Here is a 19,319-nt window from a genome sequence, read left to right on the forward strand (position 1 = left end):
GTGGGGGTGGGCTGAGAAAGCACGAGACCCCCCCCCCCCCCCGGGGGGAGGGGGGGGGGGGGAGGGGGATGCATTGCGTGGATTCTCGGTAAAGGGCCGCCGCGCGCCCCCCCCCCCCTACCCCTCTCCCGGGGGGGGAGAGGGGACTCCATCCTCAGATCGTCTCATCGATCTGCAAACCGTCCAGCACCCTATCACGGCACCGGTCTGAAAAAAGCTCCTGCATTCCACCCCTGCAAACGTAGGATTCGGCGGAACGGCTTGCTATATGTGGCGGGCCCTATCCCCATCGGACTACCAGACCTTTGGCGAAGCCCACCACCCGATATGTCTGTCAGGCCTGCGGCGCCTCCTTCCCGAAATGGGCAGGCAAGTGCGACGCCTGCGGCGAATGGAACAGCCTCGTCGAGGAGGCGGCGCCCGACAGCGCGCCCAAGGGACTGGGCAGCGCGCGCGGCCGCCGCATCGACTTCGTCGGGCTGCACGGCTCCAGCGAGGCGCCGCCCCGGCGCATGACCGGCATCGCCGAGTTCGACCGCGTCTGCGGCGGCGGTCTGGTTCCCGGCTCGGCCATCCTGATCGGCGGCGATCCCGGCATCGGCAAGTCGACCCTTCTGCTCCAGGCGATGGCCCGGCTGTCGCAGGACCACCGCTGCGCCTATGTCTCGGGCGAGGAGGCGGTCGATCAGGTCCGGCTGCGCGCCCAACGCCTGGGCTGCGCCACCGCCCCCGTCGATCTGGCCTCGGCCACCAGCGTGCGCGACATCGTCGCCTCGCTGGACGACGCCAAGGGGCCGGAGGTTATCGTCATCGACTCGATCCAGACCATGTACATGGACAATCTGGACAGCGCCCCCGGCACCGTCGCCCAGGTCCGCGCCAGCGCGCAGGAACTGATCCGCATCGCCAAGCGGCGCGGAGTCGTCCTGCTGCTGGTCGGCCACGTGACCAAGGAAGGCATGATCGCAGGTCCCCGCGTGCTGGAGCACATGGTGGACACCGTCCTCTATTTCGAAGGCGAGCGCGGCCACCAGTTCCGCATCCTGCGCGCGGTGAAGAACCGCTTCGGCCCGACCGACGAGATCGGCGTGTTCGAGATGGGCGACGCCGGCCTCGGCGAGGTCGCCAACCCGTCCGCCCTGTTCCTGGCCGAACGGCGCGGTGACGTGTCCGGCGCCGCCGTCTTCGCCGGGATGGAGGGCACCCGCCCAGTCCTGGTGGAGGTGCAGGCGCTGGTTGCCCCGTCGCCGCTGGGCACGCCGCGCCGCGCGGTGGTCGGCTGGGACCAGGCCCGCCTCGCCATGGTGCTGGCGGTGCTGGAGGCGCGCTGCGGCGTGCAGATCGGCGCCAACGACGTCTATCTGAACGTTGCCGGCGGCCTGCGCATCACCGAACCCGCCGCCGACCTCGCCGTCGCCGCCGCCCTGGTCTCCTCCCTGACCGGGGAGCCGGTGCCGGCCGATGCGGTGGTGTTCGGCGAGATCGGCCTGTCGGGCGAGGTCCGCGCCGTCGGCCAGAGCGACACGCGCCTGAAGGAGGCGGCGAAGCTCGGCTTCTCCTCCGCCATCTTCCCGGCGCGGCGCACCGGCAAGAAGGGCAGCCGCGGCGACAACGGCCTGAAGACGATCGAACTCCAGCAGTTGGGCGAGCTGATGCCGCTGTTCCAGCCGCAGGGCTCCTCCGGCCGGCCGCCCTCGCGGCGCCCTCACGACGACAACGACACGCGCCGCTGGCGCGATGACGAATACATCTGAACCACGGGATTTGCGGTCTGAACCATGGTCTTTGCAAAGAACGGCCGTCATCCCCGCGAAGGCGGGGATCCAGGAAACCCAACGGCGAATGCGCCGGAGCGGCTGGATTCCCGCCTTCGCGGGAATGACGTGGTTTGTTCGGAAAGGCCGAGGTTTCCGAATGCAACGGTCGTAAGCTGCAGGCGCCTCTTTCATTCGGCATTCCAATAATCGGCTAAGGGCAATGGATAACCTTCCCGTCAATCCGGTGGACATCGTCGTCATCGCCGTCGTGCTTCTGGCTGCACTACTGGCCTTCAGCCGGGGTCTGGTGGCCGAGGTGGTGTCGGTCGCCGCCTGGGCCGGCGCCGCGATCGTCACGCTCTACGCGCTGCCCCATGTCCTTCCCTACGCGCAGATCTATATCCGGTTCGAGATGCTGGCCTACGCCGCCTCGGCGGTGGCGGTGTTCATCGTCGCGCTGATCGTGCTGTCGCTGCTGGGCCGCAGCCTGTCGCGCGGGGTGCAGGCCTCGGCGCTGTCGGCGCTGGACCGCACGCTGGGCTTCGCCTTCGGGCTGGTGAAGGGTGGGGTGCTGGTGTCCATCGCCTACCTGTTCTTCCTGTGGCTGGTGCCCAACCCGGCCGAACAGCCGGTGTGGCTGCAGCAGGCGAAGACCCGTCCGCTACTGGCCGCCGGCGCCGAGACCCTCTATGCCTTCGTGCCGGAGACCCTGCGCCGGGAAGGGCTCGGCCAGATGGACATGGCGCGCGATCGTGCGCGTCAGGCGATGGAAGCCAAGCAGGCGCTCGACCGCCTGTCGACACCGGTGCCCAGCCCCGCGAAGACCGGGGGTGCGCAGGCGCCCGATACCGGTTATAAGGACCGCGACCGCGCCGACCTTGAAAGGCTGATGCAGAACAACGCCCGCTGAGCTTGACCGCTCGGTTTCGGCGCTATCGACGTTTGTGGACCGTTTCTTTCCGTTGCATGTGCTGACGCGCGCCTCCGGCGCCTCTTGGACGAAGGACTTCTGGTGATGCTGACGACGCATCCGTTCGACGACGACAAGCTGCGCGAAGAGTGCGGCGTGTTCGGCATCTACGGCAACCCGCAGGCGGGCGCCATCACGGCGCTGGGCCTGCACGCCCTGCAGCACCGCGGGCAGGAGGCGGCGGGCATCGTCAGCTTCGACGGTGGGCGCTTCCATCTCCAGCACACGCTGGGCCTGGTCGGCGACCATTTCAGCTCCGAGGCGATCATCGCCAAGCTGAAGGGCGGCAGCGCCATCGGCCATGTGCGCTACGCCACCACCGGCGACACCTCGATCCGCAACGTCCAGCCGCTCTACGCCGATTTCGAGTTCGGCGGCTTCGCGCTGGCGCACAACGGCAACCTGACCAACGCCCAGGTGCTGCGCCGCCAGCTGGTCCGCCGCGGCTGCCTGTTCCAGTCCTCCACCGACACCGAGGTGATCGTCCACCTGATGGCGACCGCCCGCGGCGGCTCGCCGGTCGACCGCCTGATCGAGGCGGTGCGGCAGGTCGAGGGCGCCTTCTCGCTGGTGGCGCTGACCTCCAAGGAAGTGATCGGCGTGCGTGACGCTCTCGGCGTCCGTCCGCTGGTGCTGGGCAAGCTGGGCGACACCTATATCCTGGCCAGCGAGACCTGCGCCTTCGACATCGTCGGCGCCGACTATGTCCGCGACGTCGAACCGGGCGAGATGATCGTCATCGACGGCAGCGGCCTTCACAGCCTGCGCCCGTTCCAGCCGCAGCAGCGCCGCCTGTGCATCTTCGAATACATCTACTTCGCCCGTCCCGACAGCGTGATGGAGGGCACCTCCGTCTATCAGGCACGCCAGCGCATCGGCCGTGAGCTGGCCCGCGAGGCCGGCGTGCCCGCCGACGTGATCGTGCCGGTGCCCGACAGCGGCGTGCCCGCGGCGCTGGGCTATGCCCAGGAAGCCGGCGTGCCCTTCGACCTCGGCATCATCCGCAACCACTATGTCGGCCGCACCTTCATCGAGCCGACCGACCAGATCCGCCACCTCGGCGTCAAGCTGAAGCACAACGCCAACCGCGCGATGATCGAGGGCAAGCGCGTCGTGCTGGTCGACGACAGCATCGTCCGCGGCACCACCTCGAAGAAGATCGTCGAGATGGTCCGCGCCGCCGGCGCCGCCGAAGTGCACATGCGCATCTCCAGCCCGCCGACCTCGCACCCCTGCTTCTACGGCATCGACACGCCGGAGCAGGGAAAGCTGCTGGCCCACCGCATGACGGTGGAGCAGATGCGCGAGTTCATCCAGGCCGACAGCCTCGCCTTCATCTCGCTCGACGGCCTGTACCGGGCGATGGGCGAGGAAAAGCGCGACCCGGCCAATCTCGGCTATTGCGACGCCTGCTTCACCGGCGACTACCCGATCCCGCTGACCGACGCGCTGGAAAATCCGCCGGTCGAGGCGAACGTCGCCGTCCGCGCCTGAGTTAACACCCTCTCCCGCCCCGGGAGAGGGTTTTTCGTATGTGAACGAATAATAATCCCAGGAAACGAGTCGTCACCATGTCCCGTCTCTCCGGCCGCATCGCCCTCGTCACCGGTGCATCGCGCGGCATCGGCGCCGCCGTCGCCAAGCGCTTCGCCGCCGAAGGCGCCCATCTGGTCCTGGTCGCCCGCACCGTCGGCGGGCTGGAGGAGACCGACGACGCCATCCAGAAGATCTCCGGCCAGTCGGCGACCCTGGTGCCGATGGACATGCGCGACTACGACAAGATCGACCAGCTCGGCCACGCGCTCTACCAGCGTTTCGGCAAGCTGGACGTCGTCGTCGGCAATGCCGGCGCTCTGGAGGCGCTCGGCCCGGTCGCCCAGTACGATCCGAAGCTGTGGTCGCGGGTGATGGACCTGAACGTGACGGCCAACTATCGCCTGATCCGTTCGATGGACCCGCTGCTGCGCGCATCGGGCACCGGCCGCGCCATCTTCGTCACCTCGGCCGCCGCCAAGGCGCCGCATCATTACTGGATGCCCTACGGCGCCAGCAAGGCGGCGTTGGAGATGATCGTGAAGACCTACGCGATGGAGGTCACCGGTTCGACCCTGCGCGTCAACCTGATCGACCCCGGCGTGGTGGCGAGCAAGCTGCGCACCCAGGCATTTCCGGGCGAGGACCCGACGAAGGTCGCCCAGCCCGCCGACGTGACCGAGCCGTTCGTGGAACTGGCCGAAGCCGCCTGCGAGCGGCATGGCGAGCTGGTGCAGGCGCAGTGAGGAAATCTCCCTCTCCCCCCGGGGAGAGGGTCGGGGTGAGGGGGATGCATTTGCCGAACGTCTTCGGCTACGCCGAACCCCCTCATCCTAACCTTCTCCCCAGGGGGGAGAAGGGATCCTACGAGGAATCAGCGCAGCATCCCCCTTAGCCGATACAGCTCCTCCAACGCCTGCCGGGGCGTCAGACTGTCCGGGTCGATCCCCGACAGCGCCTCCTCCACCGCCGACGGCCCCGCAGGCGCGACCTCCGCCTCCACCTTGGGCGCCGGCCGCTTCAGCGCCGCGCTGAACAGCGGCAGATCCTCGGCCAGTCGGTGGATCGTCGCGTTCTGGTCGCCCGATTCCAGCAGCTTCAGCACCTCGTCCGCCCGCCCGACCACCGCCGGCGGCAGGCCGGCCAGCTTGGCGACGTGGATGCCGTAGCTGCGATCCGCCGCCCCCGCGGTCACCTCGTGCAGGAACACCACGTCGCCCTGCCACTCCTTGATCCGCATGGTGTGGCAGGACAGCGCCGGCAGCTTCGACGCCAGCATCGTCAACTCGTGATAGTGCGTGGCGAACAGCGCCCGGCAGCGGTTCACATCGTGCAGATGCTCGACGCAGGCCCAGGCGATCGACAGCCCGTCGAAGGTCGCCGTCCCGCGCCCGATCTCGTCCAGGATCACCAGCGCCCGCGCACCGGACTGGTTCAGGATCGCCGCCGTCTCCACCATCTCGACCATGAAGGTGGAGCGCCCGCGCGCCAGATCGTCGGCGGCGCCGACGCGGCTGTACAGCCGGTCCACCACCCCGATATGCGCGTGTTCCGCCGGCACGAAGCCGCCCATCTGCGCCAGCACCGCGATCAGCGCATTCTGTCGCAGGAAGGTCGATTTACCGGCCATGTTCGGGCCGGTCAGCAGCCACAGCCGGTTGTCCGGCGCCAGATCGCAGTCGTTGGCCACGAACGGCCCGGCATGGCCGGCGTCCAGCACCGCCTCCACCACCGGATGCCGCCCGCCCTTGATCGAGAAGGCGAGGCTGTCATCCACTAGCGGCCGGCTGTAGCGCCGTTCCTCCGCCAGTTCGGCCAGCGAGGTGGCAACGTCCAGCGCCGCCAGCGCGTGCGCCGCCTGGGCGATGGCGTCGGCCTTCGCCGCCACCGCCTCGACCAGCCCGCCGAACAGCTCCAGCTCCACCGCCAGCGCCCGGTCGGCGGCCTCCGAAATCCGCCGCTCCAGGTCCGACAGCTCCACCGTGCCGAAACGCACGGCGTTCGCCATGGTCTGCCGGTGCATGAAGACCTCGCGGGCCCGGTCCGACATCAGCTTGTCGGCATGGGCGGCGGTGACCTCGATGTGATAGCCCAGCACATTGTTGTGCTTGACCTTCAGCGACGGCACCCCGGCGATCTCGGCATATTTCGTCTGCAACCCGGCGATCAGCCGCCGGCTCTCGTCGCGCAGCGTCACCAGCTCGTCCAGCGCATAGCTGTAGTCGCGCGCGATGAAGCCGCCGTCGCGCGCCAGCAGCGGCAGCTCCGGCGCAAGCGCCTGGGTCAGCTGGTCGACCAGTTCCGAATGCGCGCCCAGCCGCTTGTCGAGCGCCGCCAGCCCGTCCGGCAGCGGCATGGATCCTGCCAGCAGTTCGCGGATCAGACCCGCCTGCCGCAGCCCGTCGCGGATCGCCGCGAGATCGCGCGGTCCCCCACGCCCCAGCGTCAGCCGCGACAGCGCCCGTTCCAGATCGGGGCAGCTCCGCAAAGCCTGCCGCAGCTCGCCGCGCAACCGCTCCTCGGCCAGCGCGAACTCCACCATGTCCAGCCGGCGGCCGATGGCGGCCGGATCGGTCAGCGGCGCCGCCAGATGGGCGCAGAGCAGCCGCGCTCCCGCCCCCGTCACCGTGCGGTCGATGGTGGCGAGCAGGCTGCCGCGCCGCTCCCCGCTCAGCGTCCGCGTCAGTTCCAGGTTGCGCGCGGTGGAGGCGTCGATCTCCATCACCGCCCCCGGCCCCAGCCGGCGCGGCGGCGACAGCCGGGGCACGCGCCCCTTCTGCGTCAGCTCGACATACCCCACCAGCGCGCCGGCCGCCGCGACTTCCGCCCGGCTGAAATTGCCGAAGGCGTCCAGCGTGCCGACGCCATATTGGCTCAGCAGGCGCTGCTTGCCGTTCTCGCTGTCGAATCGCGGGTTGGGCTGCACGGTCAGCCGCGACTTCCATTCGCCCCACAGCTCGAACAGTTCCGGCGTCTGGCTCAACTTTTCGGAGATCAGCACTTCCTGCGGATCAAGCCGCCCCAGCGCCGCCCCCAGTCCGGTGCGCTCCACCGGCTGCACCACCAGCTCGCCGGTGGACATCTCCAGCCAGGCCAGCCCCAGCCCGCCCGCCGTCTCCGCCACCGCCGCCAGCCAGTTGGAGGAGCGGGCGTCGAGCAGGCTGTCCTCGGTCAGGGTGCCGGGGGTGACGATGCGGATGACGCCGCGCTTCACCACCGATTTCGCCCCGCGCTTCTTCGCCTCCGCCGGGTCTTCCATCTGCTCGCAGATGGCGACGCGGAAGCCCTGGCGGATCAGGCGCTGCAGGTAATTCTCGTGGCTGTGCACCGGCACGCCGCACATCGGGATGTCTTCGCCCAGATGCTGGCCGCGCTTGGTCAGCGCGATGTCCAGCGCCGCGGCGGCGTTCACCGCATCCTGAAAGAACATCTCGTAGAAGTCGCCCATCCGGTAGAACAGCAGGCAGTCGGGATGCGCCTGCTTGATCTCCAGATACTGCGCCATCATCGGCGTGGCGTCGGGCGGGATGACGATTTCTGCGGTATCGGACACGGGAACCACGGGGCCTTGGGTGGGTGTTTTGTCAGGCGCGCACCCTATCACGGGATATGCAGCCGCGGGATAGGCGGGATGGCGGAGCATGGGACAACAGGACGCGCACGAACGACTCCGCATGCGTCCCTGTTGCGGTTGACGGGCGCGCGCCGCCGGTCGCTACAATAGGGCAAGCTGAAAAATAATAGGGAGACGGCTATCATGACGCAAATGACCGAGGAAACCGTACCCGCCGAGGTGCGGGAGGTCGTTGCCCTCTTCTCCACCCGCGCCGGTTTCGACCGTGCGGTGGAGGCGCTGCTGGCGGCCGGCTTCGACCGTGCCGACCTGTCGGTCCTCGCCAGCCACGCCTCGCTGGATGTCGCGGATCCGAAGGGCAAGCCGCGGGACGAGGCGCTGACCGGTCTGGTGGGCGAACTGAAATACGCCTTCCCCCTGACCACCGCCGGCCTGATCGCCATCGTCGGCGGTCCCATCGAGGCCGCGCTGGCGGCGTTGGTCGCGGCGGGCGTCGGCGGTGCCGCCATCAAGGACTATCTGGACGAGTTGACCAGCCACCCCAAGCCCGACGAGTTCACCCGCGCGCTGGAAGCCGGCGGCGTCATCCTGTGGGTGCGCGTCGAATCGCCGGATCGGGAAGCCCAGGCCGCCGCGCTGCTGGAGCGCGAGGGCGGGGCGAACGTGCATGTGAGCGTGCGGGAGGGGTGAGGATGGGGAACTGTTTGCCCCCTCCCTAACCCTCCCCCGCTTTGCGGGAGAGGGGACTGCCGCTACTCCGTTGTAGAACCTCTGCAGGCGTTCTACCCCCTCTCCCGCGAAGCGGGGGAGGGATGGGGAGGGGGCATCCGTCGCAACGACTTCTTCAAGCCGCCCGCGCCCGCTCCACCCGCTGCCGCTCCACCATCCGCAGCCCATGCGCCCGGTACTGCGCCTGGACGATGGACGCCCAACCCATGCGGATCAGCGTCAGCTTCACGCCGTCCGAAACGTCGTCGCCGGTGACGAGGTCGGTCACCTGCCACATCAGCGTGTCGTCCACCGACCGCGGGAACATCGCGGCGACCCGCAGCAGCCGCGCCATCAGCGCCGCCGTGGTCTGCCGCCCCAGCCCGCGTTCGGCCAGCGTCAGCGCGTCGTTCAGCGCCGCCAGTTCCCGCCGCCCCTTCACCGAAGCTTCACCCGCCGCGCGTCCCGTGATCGTCCGGCCGGTCATGGCCCATCTCCCGCAAAACCGTTCACAGGCAGCAGTCTGGCCCCGCAACACGGGAACCGCTGTGACGGCCGTCACAACCACAGGCACAAGCAGGCGGGGCGCACTGGTTTTCCAGTGCGGGCGTGCTACCTGAAGGCTTTACCGCTATAGTGCGGCCGTTGCGGCCATTCCGGATCGCCTGCACGCCGCTTTAGAAGCCGAGGTTTTCCCCGACCGATGCTGTCCCGCTCCAAGGCGCCGCCCCCGCCCGAGTCGCCCGCGCCCGCCATCCCGAACAAGCGCGCCATCATCTCCCGCCGCAAGCTGGCGGGGGAGCTTGAGGATCTGGTCGCCGAACACGGCACCGGCGACAAGCTGCGCCCGGCGCTGATCGCCTGCCTGCGCAAGGCGCTGGCCGAGGGCAGGGCCGAGGTCCGGCAACGCTTCGACGCCGGCGGATCGGGCGAGCAGTGCGTGCGGGAGAACTGCTATCTCGCCGACCGGCTGGTCGGCACGCTGGCCGACTTCACCGTCCGCTTCATCTTCCCCACCGCCAACCCGACCTCCGGCGAGGTGTTCGACGTGGCGGCCACCGGCGGCTATGGCCGTGGCGAGCTGGCGCCCTTCTCGGACATCGACCTCCTGTTCCTGCTGCCCTACAAGCGCACGCCGCGGGTGGAGCAGGTGGTCGAATACATGCTCTACATCCTGTGGGATCTGGGGCTGAAGGTCGGCCATGCCGTGCGCAGCGTGGACGAGTGCATCCGCCAGTCCAAGGCCGACGTCACCATCCGCACCGCCATTCTGGAATCCCGCTATCTCTGGGGGCCGGGCAAGCTGTTCGCCGAGCTGCGCAAGCGCTACGACAAGGAGGTCGTCGCAGGAACCGGCCCCGAATTCGTCGAGGCCAAGCTGGCGGAGCGCGACAACCGCCATCTGAAGATGGGCGACAGCCGCTATGTGCTGGAACCCAACCTGAAGGACGGCAAGGGCGGCTTGCGCGACCTGCAGACCCTGTTCTGGATCGCCAAGTACCTCTACCGGGTGGAGGGCGTCGACGAGCTGGTCGGCAAGAAGGTGTTGACGCCGGAGGAGGCGCAGCGCTTCGCCAAGGCGCAGAACTTCCTGTGGACCGCGCGCTGCCACCTGCATTACCTGACCGGCCGTCTGGAAGACCGCCTGACCTTCGACGTCCAGACCAGCATCGGTGCCGCCATGGGCTACACCGACCATGCCGGCACCAAGGGCGTCGAGCGCTTCATGAAGCACTACTTCCTGGTCGCCAAGGATGTCGGCGACCTGACGCGCATCTTCTGCGCCGCGCTGGAGGCCGAGTCGAAGCGCCCGCCCAAGTTCAACCTGCTGCGTCTGGCGTCGGTCGCCCGGCGCAAGGACGTGGACGGCTTCATCGTCGACGGCGAACGGCTGAACGCCCGCAGCGACAAGCAGTTCAAGGAACAGCCGATCGACATGATCCGCCTGTTCCACACCGCGCAGATGAACGACATCGACATCCACCCGGCGGCGCTGCGCTCCATCACCCGCTCGCTGACCGCCATCGGCCCGAAGCTGCGCAACGATCCGGAGGCCAACCGCCTCTTCCTCGACATCCTGACCGGCCCCAAGGATCCGGAGATCACGCTTCGCCGCATGAACGAGGCCGGGGTGATGGCCCGCTTCATCCCCGACTTCGGCCGGGTCGTCGCGCAGATGCAGTATGACATGTACCATGTCTACACGGTGGACGAGCACACGCTGTTCGCTCTCGGCATCCTGCACAAGATCGCGTCGCGCGAGCATGTCGACGAGTTGCCGCTGTCCACCGAGGTGATCCACAAGGTCGTCTCGAAGCGCGCGCTCTATGTCGCCGTCCTTCTGCACGACATCGCCAAGGGCCGCGGCGGCGACCATTCCGTGCTGGGCGCCCGCGTCGCCGAAAAGCTCTGCCCGCGTCTGGGCCTGACGGCGGAGGAGACGGAGACGGTGGCGTGGCTGGTGCGCTGGCACCTCGCCATGTCGCACACCGCCTTCAAGCGCGATCTGGAGGACGACAAGACCGTCCGCGACTTCGTGGCCCTGGTCCAGTCGCCGGAACGTCTGCGCCTGCTGCTGGTGCTGACGGTCGCCGACATCCGCGCCGTCGGCCCGCAGCGCTGGAACAACTGGAAGGCCACGCTTCTCCGCGAACTCTACAACCGCTCGGAAGAGCTGATGTCCGGCGGCATGACGGTGGAGGGGCGCGGCCGGCGCATCCAGTCGGCACAGGCCGCCTTGCGCGCCGAACTGACCGACTTCGACGAGGAGGCGTTCGAGCGTCACAAGAGCCTCGGCTATCCCGGTTACTGGCTGGCCTTCGACACCGATACCCTGGCCCATCAGGCCCGCCTCGTCCGCGAGGCGGAGCGGGAACAGCGCCCGCTGACGGTGGAGACCCGCGTCGACCGCGGCCGGGCGGTGACGGAGGTGACGATCTACGCCACCGACCACAGCGGCCTGTTCTCCCGCCTTGCCGGGGCGCTGGCCGCCTGCGGCGCCGACATCGTCGATGCCCGCATCTTCACCATGACCAACGGCATGGCGCTCGACGTCTTCTCGGTCCAGGACGCCGCCGCCGGCGGTGCGTTCGAGAGCGGCGACAAGCTCGCCCGGCTGTCGGTGATGATCGAGAAGGTACTGTCGGGCCAGCTGAAGCCGCTGAACGACCTGTCCACCCGCCGCACCACCCAGGCCAGCCGCACCCGCGTCTTCCATGTGCCGCCGCGCGTGCTGATCGACAACAACGCCTCCACCACCCACACGGTGATCGAGGTCAACGGCCGCGACCGTCCCGGCCTGCTCTACGACCTGACCCGCGCGTTGTCGAACCTGACCCTGCAGATCAGTTCGGCCAAGGTCTCCACCTTCGGCGAGAAGGCCATCGACGTCTTCTATGTGAAGGACGTCTTCGGCCTGAAGGTGACGCATGAAGGCAAGCTGGCGAAGATCAAGGAACGCCTGCTGAGCGCGCTCGACGACCCCACCGGCGACGCCCCCCCGCCGACGACGGTGAAGCGGACGCGGACGAAGGTAACCTAAAAGCCCCTCTCCCGCCCCGGGAGAGGGAGGGGACCCGCCGAAGGCGGGGAGGGTGAGGGGCAATGTGGACATGGATTTCCGATCCTCGCCACACCCCTCACCCTCCCAAGCTTCGCTTGGGTCCCTCCCTCTCCCGGGGCGGGAGAGGGATATGCTTGCTACCCCCCACCCCTCAAGGCGCCATGAACACGCTGGCGTGCTTGCCGACTTCGCCGCTGGTCTGGTCCTTGGCGATCACCGACACGTCGGTCGAGCCCGGCTTCACCGAGGCCGCCGGCACCTTCACGAACACCCGGTAGGTCGCCACCGTGTCGGCATCGGCCTTCAGCGTCAGGCTGCCGCCGCTGCCGGCGGCTTCATCGCCCGCCACCGACAGATGCGCGTCGCGCAGGCCGTCGAACGTCACGAGATAGCTGCGGGCGACGTGCGTCTTGTTCAGCACCTTGATGGTGTAGGCGTTCTGCACCGACCCGTCGGACAGCGTCACGAACAGCGGCGCCCGGTCGCGCAGCACGCTGACGTCCAGCGTCGGCCGCAGCATCAGCGCGATGCCCATGGCACACAGCACCACCAGCATGATCAGCGAGTAGATCACCGTGCGCGGCCGGACCAGCTTCACCCGCTCCGGCTTGCCGTCGATCTTGGCGATCTGGTTCGATTGGGTGTCGAAGCGCACGAGGTCGATCGGCCGGCCGATCTGCCGCATCACGTCGTTGCAGGCATCGACGCACAGGCCGCAGCCGATGCAGGAGATCTGCTGACCCTCGCGGATGTCGGTGCCGGTCGGGCAGACATGGACGCACTGCTTGCAGTCGATGCAGTCGCCAAGGCCCGCAGCCTGCCGTTCCTCCCAGCTCTGCGACTTGCGCATCGGCCCGCGGCCTTCGCCGCGCCAGTCCTCATAGGTGACCAGGAAGGTGTCCTCGTCGACCATCGCCGACTGGAAGCTGCGCCACGGGCAGACATAGATGCAGATCTGCTCGCGCGCCCAGCCGGCGAAGAAATAGGTCGTGAAGGTGAACAGCGCGATGAAGGTGGCGACGCCGCTGGTGATCTCCCCGTGCAGCAGTTCGTTCATCAGCGTCGGCGCGTCGTTGAAATAGAACACCCACGCCCCGCCGGTCAGCAGCGAGATGCCGACCCACGCCGCATGCTTGGCCCCCTTGCGCGCCAGCTTCGCACCGGTCATCGGCGCCTTGTCCAGGCGGATGCGGGCGGTGCGCGGCCCTTCGATCTTGCGCTCCACCCACATGAACAGGTCGGTCCACACCGTCTGCGGGCAGGCATAGCCGCACCAGATGCGCCCGGCCAGCGTGGTGGCGAAGAAGATGCCGAAGGCGCCCAGGATCAGCAGGCCGGTCAGGTAATAGACCTCCTGCGGCCAGATCTCGATCCACAGGAAGTAGGCCCGGCGCCCGACCATGTCGATCAGCACCGCCTGGTCCGGAATCCCCGGCCCGCGTTCCCAGCGGATCCACGGCGTGATGTAGTAGATCGCCAGCAGGACGATCAGTGCCGCCCATTTGATCTGCCGGAACCGGCCCTTCACGTCGGCGGCATAGACCTTGGGCCGGTTGACGAACCAGTGGCGTCCCGGCTCTTCATGCGGCTCTGCGTGGGAAGGGGCGGTCGCCTTGGCCGCTTGAGCGGGGCGGCGGGTGAGGGTGGTGTCTTCTTGCGGAAGGGACATGGCATCTTTCCTCGGCCGTCAGCGGCGCGGGTGGCGTCTCGTGTCGTCCCTTCTCCATAAGACTTCCGTGATGAAGCCGCATTGCGCGAAATCAATCCGCGGAGGATTACACCGTCTGCCCGCGCAGTTCCGCCAGCCCGTCGTGATAGGCGCGGTCGAACAGAGCCTCCAGCCGGGCATCGACGCCGCGCAGCCCCGCGACCACCGCATAGGCCCATTCGAAATACTCGACCTTGCGCGACAGCGGCCAGTCGGCGGGCGGGCTGTGCGCCATGGAGCGCAGGTTCGACACCTTGTCGGCCAGCTTCACCAGCTTCGCCCGCCGCGAGGCATGGGGCGCGGCGTCGATCTGGTGCTGCTTGCGCTCGGCCTTCGACATGCGCTTGTCGTCGGTGGTCTCGGCGACGACCTGCACCACCTCGGTGCCGAACAGCTCCTCGATCTCCTCATAGCTGGCGTCGGTGTCCTCCAGCGTGTCGTGCAGCAGGGCGGCGATCACCACGACCGGGTCCTTGCCCTCCGTCGCCTGCGCCACCAGCAGGGCAACTTCCGACAGGTGGTTGACGTAGGGTTCGGCCCGCACGCCCTTGCGGCGCTGGTCGATGTGCTTGTGCGCGGCGAAATCCAGCGCCCGCGCGAAATCCAGGAGGGGAGCGTTGGGCAGGGGAGCGTTAGGTAGGCTCATGCTGTTCTCTCGGCTGGGGCATTGCATTATTCTCCGCCCTGGGGAACCCCGCCCTTGGGGAACCCCGATGCGAAGGACCGCGCCCATGTTCACGTCATTCTTCTTCGATCTGCGCAAGGCCGGCGTCCCCGTCTCGCTGACGGAGTACCTGACGCTCATGGAGGCCATGAAGCAGGGCACCGCGTCCTTCCGCGTCGAGGACTTCTATTATCTCAGTCGTGCATGCTTGGTTAAGGACGAACGCAACCTCGACCGTTTCGACCGCGTCTTCGGCGCCACCTTCAAGGGCCTGACCGACGACGTGCCCGCCGGCGAGGAGGTCGCCGTCACCGACCTGCCGGAGGAATGGCTGCGCAAGCTGGCCGAACGCTTCCTGACCGACGAGGAGAAGGCGCAGGTCCAGGCGCTCGGCGGATGGGACAAGCTGATGGAGACGCTGGCCCAGCGTCTGGCCGAGCAGAAGGGCCGGCACCAGGGCGGATCGAAATGGATCGGCACCGCCGGCACCTCGCCCTTCGGCGCCTACGGCTACAACCCGGAGGGCGTGCGCATCGGCCAGCACGAGAGCCGTCACCGCCGCGCCGTCAAGGTGTGGGACCGCCGCGAGTTCAAGAACCTGGACGACCGGGTGGAGATCGGTACCCGCAACATCAAGGTGGCCCTGCGCCGCCTGCGCAAATTCGCCCGCAGCGGGGCGGCCAGCGAACTGGACCTGCCCGGCACCATCCGCGCCACCGCCAACAACGCCGGCTGGCTCGACCTGAAGATGGTTCCGGAGCGTCACAACACGATCAAGGTGCTGCTGTTCCTCGACATCGGCGGCTCGATGGACGACCACATCCGTCTGGTGGAGGAGCTGTTCTCCGCCGCGCGCAGCGAATTCAAGCACCTGGAGCACTTCTATTTCCACAACTGCGTCTACGAGGGCGTCTGGCGCGACAACGCCCGCCGCCACACCGAGCGCCTGTCCACCTGGGACGTCCTGCACACCTATCCCGCCGACTACAAGCTGGTCTTCGTCGGCGACGCCGCCATGAGCCCCTACGAGATCGTCTATCCCGGCGGCAGCGTCGAGCACTGGAACGAGGAAGCCGGGCAGGTGTGGATGCAGCGCCTGCTGTCGGTCTACGCCAAGGCGGTGTGGCTGAACCCGACCCCGCCGCAATACTGGGACTACACGGAAAGCACCCGCCTGCTCCAGCGCCTGATGGGAGGCCGTATGTTCCCATTGACGCTGGAGGGGCTGGACGGTGCTATGCGGGAGTTGGGGAGGTGAGGGCGCACTCCGAGGGCGCAAAAATCAGAATTCTTTTAATATAAATTGCTTCATGGGGCAAGGTTTAAGTAGTCATAAATTCATTTAAATATCGTTTTCTTGTTTTTAAGTATGAAGGTGCGCAATATCAGTGTTTTCAATATTTCCTATTGTGCCTTCTCTCCAGCCGTATGTTCTTAGCAGCCATCGCGTTGATCCGCCAAATGCGTTACCGGGTGCGCCACGTCCATGTACAACAGTACGATTGTTAAGTATACAGATGTCACCGGGTTGTAGTGGAAGAGGCATGTAAATATTGGGGAGAGTGCTCTGAATTTTCTTTAACGCGGATATGGCCTCCTCTGGCGCAGTATCGATAGTTGTAACAGAGCTGTGACTGAATCGAAACGACAGCCCTTGATCTTCTCGATCGCTAAGTAAAGCGCTCGGGATTCTCTTGTAATCTGTTTTAAATGTTCTTTGAGATGTTACGCCGTAATGAAGTTCTTTGAGAGCGTTTTCTTCATCGTCAGTCAATTCCTGTAGTATTTCCTCAAGTAAGGCGATGTTTGTTGGAACGCCTTCGGGATTTTTTAGGCAAACAAGTATCAAAAGGTCAGGGGAGGGCGAGTGTTGATTATCTCCCTCTGAATACTCGCTCGGAAATGGGAAGGAAACTGCGTCAGTGTGCCCACGCATTGCGCTTCCCGATTTCTCGGATAGTCTGACCGACTCGGCGCCCACTGGCATCGAAACGAGGTTAACGAACGCCGCACCGTCATTTTCGCAGCGGTAGGAAATTAGGCGTGCGTCAGCTATGGCCATCGCGCCAATTGTCATCCATGCTATCGGCCACCAAGAACTATTTGGTTGAGGCGCAAACGTAGTCGGCGTCTCCGGAAGATTGCTTAAGTCAGCGCTAGTTCTTAGCACTACATAGGGTGCTAAGCCACTGCTCAAATCTTTCAGTGCATTGGCTGCTTCGCTAGGAAGGTGGGACTCTAAAGTTGCTTTTACACCATTGCGAAATGCGTTCGGATCTTGGCACGGATCGGCAATAGGCATAGCACGAAGCAATGCCTCAGTGATCGAACGAGATATTTCGAATATCTTATCCTGCATGACCCAGAAAATAGACAAATTGGCGCTCAGCGCAACTGAATTTTATAGTCCACAGGTATTTCGTATACGAATATTCGCTTTTAAGCCTTGATATCAAGTTGGAACCGTAGAGCGATTCCCGGGTTGTTCAGCCAACGTTTATCGACTAGCCTTGAGCTGAAGATAGCGTTGTAAGGGCATGTGAGGGGAAATGGGACTCGTCCCGATTTGCGACCTGAGGGAACAAACCATGGTCGATGAGCGCAAGAGCTATTTTTCAATGGAATACGAGCCGCTGAGAAATGTGGCTTCGTATTCGGATAATGATTCTCAGAAGAATGCACATGAAGAGCTAGTCGATAGGTTAGTCGATTTAGTAAAATTGAAAATGAAACACGACTTCCATAAAGATTCGCGCACCCATATCGTCTATTGTCAGGGTGTTGGTCGGCGTGGTTTAAAAGGATTCGGAGATTTTCCTGGCGAGGCGCTTAAAAATTTCTACGTAGTTTTGTATAATGTTGTCGAATCCGCCTCTAAGAACGAGGTTGAAAATTGGCTTGGAAGATTAAATTCAAAAATAGCAGAACCAGAGCGTCGTCTATTTTTATCTAAAGAATACGCGAATAAGATCGAAAATTATAATTTGTCGTTGTGTCGTAAGCAAGTCAATAGAGTTGAGCAGGTAGCTCAAAATCTTCCTAGTACAAAGGATTTTCAAGGGGCAGTCCGTTATCTGCTTTTGGCCGGTCTTGCAATCCTTGAGGAAGAGATTCCCTGCCATAACAAAAATCAAATGAAAGTTCTGATAAGAAGCAAATCTCACCTTCCGCGAAATGAATGGGGTGATTGTGAGGAGCGTTTTGTGAACACTTCGTTTGAGATGAGATGCTACGACTACACAAGGTTAAAAATTGCGGCGAATGAAGTTGATGTGGATGTTGTGGATTTGTGTAGATATGTTTTGGTGCGCGCACTCGATAGTCACTCTAAAGGATCGTTCTGTCCTTGAAGAATTCAGGGTGTTTGAGTCGCGTTGTCGCTCTCGACATGCAAGCTCTAAGGCGGTGAGCGTATTTGTACGCATTTAATTCTCGGGTAAACGGCAAAAATTCTCTTTCCACTTCAACTTTCCGTTTACGCGATGAGGATGTCAATCGTTTAACCAGCGGAGGTAATCTTCGCTGCTCATCGCCTCACCAGAAGCCGGACCTTCTGACAGCGCTTTTACGCGCGCAATGGTATCTGCTTTACAGGACGGTTCGGCATCCGCGCGTGCAGGCATCACAAAACGACTTGTAATGTTGTCGCGATTGGCGGGATCAGTGCCTCCCCTCTTTTCGCTACGATGCTCCAATGGTCTAAGTTGGTTGCCCATGGTCGATCTCCGACGAACTGCACTTAATCCTACAGATGAGCACATCGATCGTCAAAAGCCAAGGGGTCCGCGCTTTCCGCGCCCCGCCGGTATCGCAACGCTATCGACGTCACCAGCGTGTTTGCTGAACTTCGAAATATGAAAATTATCCTACCAGCCCGCCAAATTTCCCGCTGAAATAGGAGCGTCCACCCACCCGATCCCGGAGACGCCCCATGCCCGATTGCCTGTCCCCCACCAGCCGCCGCGACGACAGTTTCCCGCTCTGGGCCGAGGAGCCGCCGGTCCCGCCCGAGGGCTCGCTCGTCCCCGGTTCGCGTTTCCACGAGGAACAGTGGATCATGGCCGCCGGCATGCTGGCGCGCGGGGCCTCGTTCCAGCAGGTCGCCCGTGCCATGGGGTGCAGCCGCACCACGCTGTGGCGGGCCTATTACGGGTCGCAGGCCTTCCGCCATCGCGTCTGGTGGGAGAGGCAGGCGCTGAACCGCGAATCGGACCTTCGGCTCGCCTCGCTGCGCGCCCTGGTGACGGAGCAGGTCGAGCGGCTGGTCTCCTCCGGCGATCCCTCCACCGTGCGCTGGCTGGCCGAGCGGCTCGGCCTGTTCAAGGATTTCGACTCCCAGCCGGGCATGGAGCGCAGGGAGAGCGCCCCCGCCGCCGCTCCCTCCGGCAAATCTCCGAACCTCCCGCCCGCCGATCCGCAGCCGGCGCCCCTGGCTGCTTCGGCCGGCCTTGCCGACGCGGCCGAGCCGTTCGACGACGACTCCGTCCCCGGCGCGCTGCGCGAGCGCACGCCGCCCGACCCGAAGGCGGTCGCCGCCATCCTCGCCCGGCCGGAATCCGAGGGGCCGAAGGGCGTCTATCCCTGGACCTACAATCCCGACGATCCCTACCCCAACCTCGGCTCGGCGCTGGAACGGCAGGGCGGGCAGGGCGCCTTCACCCGCCGCCGATAAGCGGATGCAACGTTGGAACGCCGCCCGGAAAACGGTTCACGGCGTTTCAAACGTTCCATCGTCCTCCCGCCACCCCCCGCCCCGACAGACCGGCCACATGGAATGACGTGTATTAAAGTTGAAAATATCAATTATCAGGAATCATATCGGCTCCCATAAGACTTTTTATAG

The 19,319-nt window shown here is 65.2% G+C and carries 15 protein-coding genes; 9 read left to right on the forward strand and 6 right to left on the reverse strand.

The genetic code is table 11. From position 1 onward, the window contains the following. Positions 1 to 305 precede the first annotated feature (305 nt). From radA to FZ029_RS15810, 4 genes are all read left to right on the forward strand, one after another. Positions 306 to 1,754, forward strand: a complete 1,449-nt coding sequence (gene radA, locus FZ029_RS15790; RefSeq protein ID WP_149270041.1) for a DNA repair protein RadA — start codon at positions 306 to 308, stop codon at positions 1,752 to 1,754. A 223-nt stretch (positions 1,755 to 1,977) separates the two neighbouring features. Beyond that, positions 1,978 to 2,667 (forward strand): CvpA family protein, encoded by a 690-nt coding sequence (locus FZ029_RS15800; RefSeq protein ID WP_149270043.1) that lies wholly within the window; start codon positions 1,978 to 1,980, stop codon positions 2,665 to 2,667. A 105-nt stretch (positions 2,668 to 2,772) separates the two neighbouring features. Continuing rightward, the gene (gene purF / locus FZ029_RS15805) at positions 2,773 to 4,221 is read left to right on the forward strand and encodes an amidophosphoribosyltransferase (protein WP_149197217.1); all 1,449 of its coding nucleotides are present in this window, start codon (positions 2,773 to 2,775) and stop codon (positions 4,219 to 4,221) included. 77 nt (positions 4,222 to 4,298) lie between these two features. Further along, entirely contained in the window at positions 4,299 to 5,006 is a 708-nt protein-coding gene (locus tag FZ029_RS15810) for an SDR family NAD(P)-dependent oxidoreductase (protein ID WP_149270044.1), read from the forward strand. A gap of 128 nt (positions 5,007 to 5,134) precedes the next feature. Here FZ029_RS15810 and mutS read toward each other — a convergent pair whose 3' ends face one another. Beyond that, complete coding sequence (gene mutS / locus FZ029_RS15815) at positions 5,135 to 7,768, reverse strand: DNA mismatch repair protein MutS (RefSeq protein ID WP_149270193.1); 2,634 nt, start codon at positions 7,766 to 7,768, stop codon at positions 5,135 to 5,137. A gap of 249 nt (positions 7,769 to 8,017) precedes the next feature. Here mutS and FZ029_RS15820 point away from each other — a divergent pair, with 249 nt between their 5' ends. Further along, positions 8,018 to 8,524, forward strand: a complete 507-nt coding sequence (locus FZ029_RS15820) for a hypothetical protein (RefSeq protein ID WP_149270045.1) — start codon at positions 8,018 to 8,020, stop codon at positions 8,522 to 8,524. A 154-nt stretch (positions 8,525 to 8,678) separates the two neighbouring features. Here FZ029_RS15820 and FZ029_RS15825 read toward each other — a convergent pair whose 3' ends face one another. Further along, a complete protein-coding gene (locus FZ029_RS15825) occupies positions 8,679 to 9,029 on the reverse strand; it encodes a hypothetical protein (protein ID WP_149270046.1) in 351 nt (116 codons plus the stop codon). A gap of 216 nt (positions 9,030 to 9,245) precedes the next feature. Between FZ029_RS15825 and FZ029_RS15830 the strand changes: the two genes are divergently transcribed. After that, positions 9,246 to 12,083: a [protein-PII] uridylyltransferase gene (locus FZ029_RS15830; RefSeq protein ID WP_149197212.1), complete on the forward strand. Its 2,838-nt coding sequence runs from the start codon at positions 9,246 to 9,248 to the stop codon at positions 12,081 to 12,083. Positions 12,084 to 12,255: 172 nt separating this feature from the next. Here the strand turns inward: FZ029_RS15830 and ccoG are convergent, their stop codons facing one another. Beyond that, the gene (gene ccoG / locus FZ029_RS15835) at positions 12,256 to 13,773 is read right to left on the reverse strand and encodes a cytochrome c oxidase accessory protein CcoG (RefSeq protein WP_149270047.1); all 1,518 of its coding nucleotides are present in this window, start codon (positions 13,771 to 13,773) and stop codon (positions 12,256 to 12,258) included. Between the two features lie 106 nt (positions 13,774 to 13,879). Beyond that, positions 13,880 to 14,458, reverse strand: coding sequence for an HD domain-containing protein (locus FZ029_RS15840; RefSeq protein WP_149270048.1), 579 nt, complete (start codon positions 14,456 to 14,458; stop codon positions 13,880 to 13,882). An 85-nt stretch (positions 14,459 to 14,543) separates the two neighbouring features. Between FZ029_RS15840 and FZ029_RS15845 the strand changes: the two genes are divergently transcribed. Continuing rightward, entirely contained in the window at positions 14,544 to 15,734 is a 1,191-nt protein-coding gene (locus FZ029_RS15845; RefSeq protein ID WP_149270049.1) for a VWA domain-containing protein, read from the forward strand. Positions 15,735 to 15,839: 105 nt separating this feature from the next. Here FZ029_RS15845 and FZ029_RS15850 read toward each other — a convergent pair whose 3' ends face one another. Beyond that, positions 15,840 to 16,853, reverse strand: a complete 1,014-nt coding sequence (locus FZ029_RS15850) for a TauD/TfdA family dioxygenase (protein WP_149270050.1) — start codon at positions 16,851 to 16,853, stop codon at positions 15,840 to 15,842. A 211-nt stretch (positions 16,854 to 17,064) separates the two neighbouring features. Here FZ029_RS15850 and FZ029_RS15855 point away from each other — a divergent pair, with 211 nt between their 5' ends. Next, complete coding sequence (locus tag FZ029_RS15855) at positions 17,065 to 17,826, forward strand: hypothetical protein (RefSeq protein ID WP_149270051.1); 762 nt, start codon at positions 17,065 to 17,067, stop codon at positions 17,824 to 17,826. Between the two features lie 141 nt (positions 17,827 to 17,967). On the opposite strand, the gene FZ029_RS15860 is transcribed toward FZ029_RS15855, so the two are convergent. Beyond that, entirely contained in the window at positions 17,968 to 18,192 is a 225-nt protein-coding gene (locus FZ029_RS15860; RefSeq protein WP_149270052.1) for a hypothetical protein, read from the reverse strand. Positions 18,193 to 18,407: 215 nt separating this feature from the next. Between FZ029_RS15860 and FZ029_RS15865 the strand changes: the two genes are divergently transcribed. After that, complete coding sequence (locus tag FZ029_RS15865) at positions 18,408 to 19,148, forward strand: hypothetical protein (protein WP_149270053.1); 741 nt, start codon at positions 18,408 to 18,410, stop codon at positions 19,146 to 19,148. The last annotated feature ends 171 nt before the right edge of the window (positions 19,149 to 19,319 follow it).

It is taken from the genome of Azospirillum sp. Sh1, assembly GCF_008365135.1.
Taxonomy (GTDB): Bacteria; Pseudomonadota; Alphaproteobacteria; order Azospirillales; family Azospirillaceae; genus Azospirillum; species Azospirillum oryzae.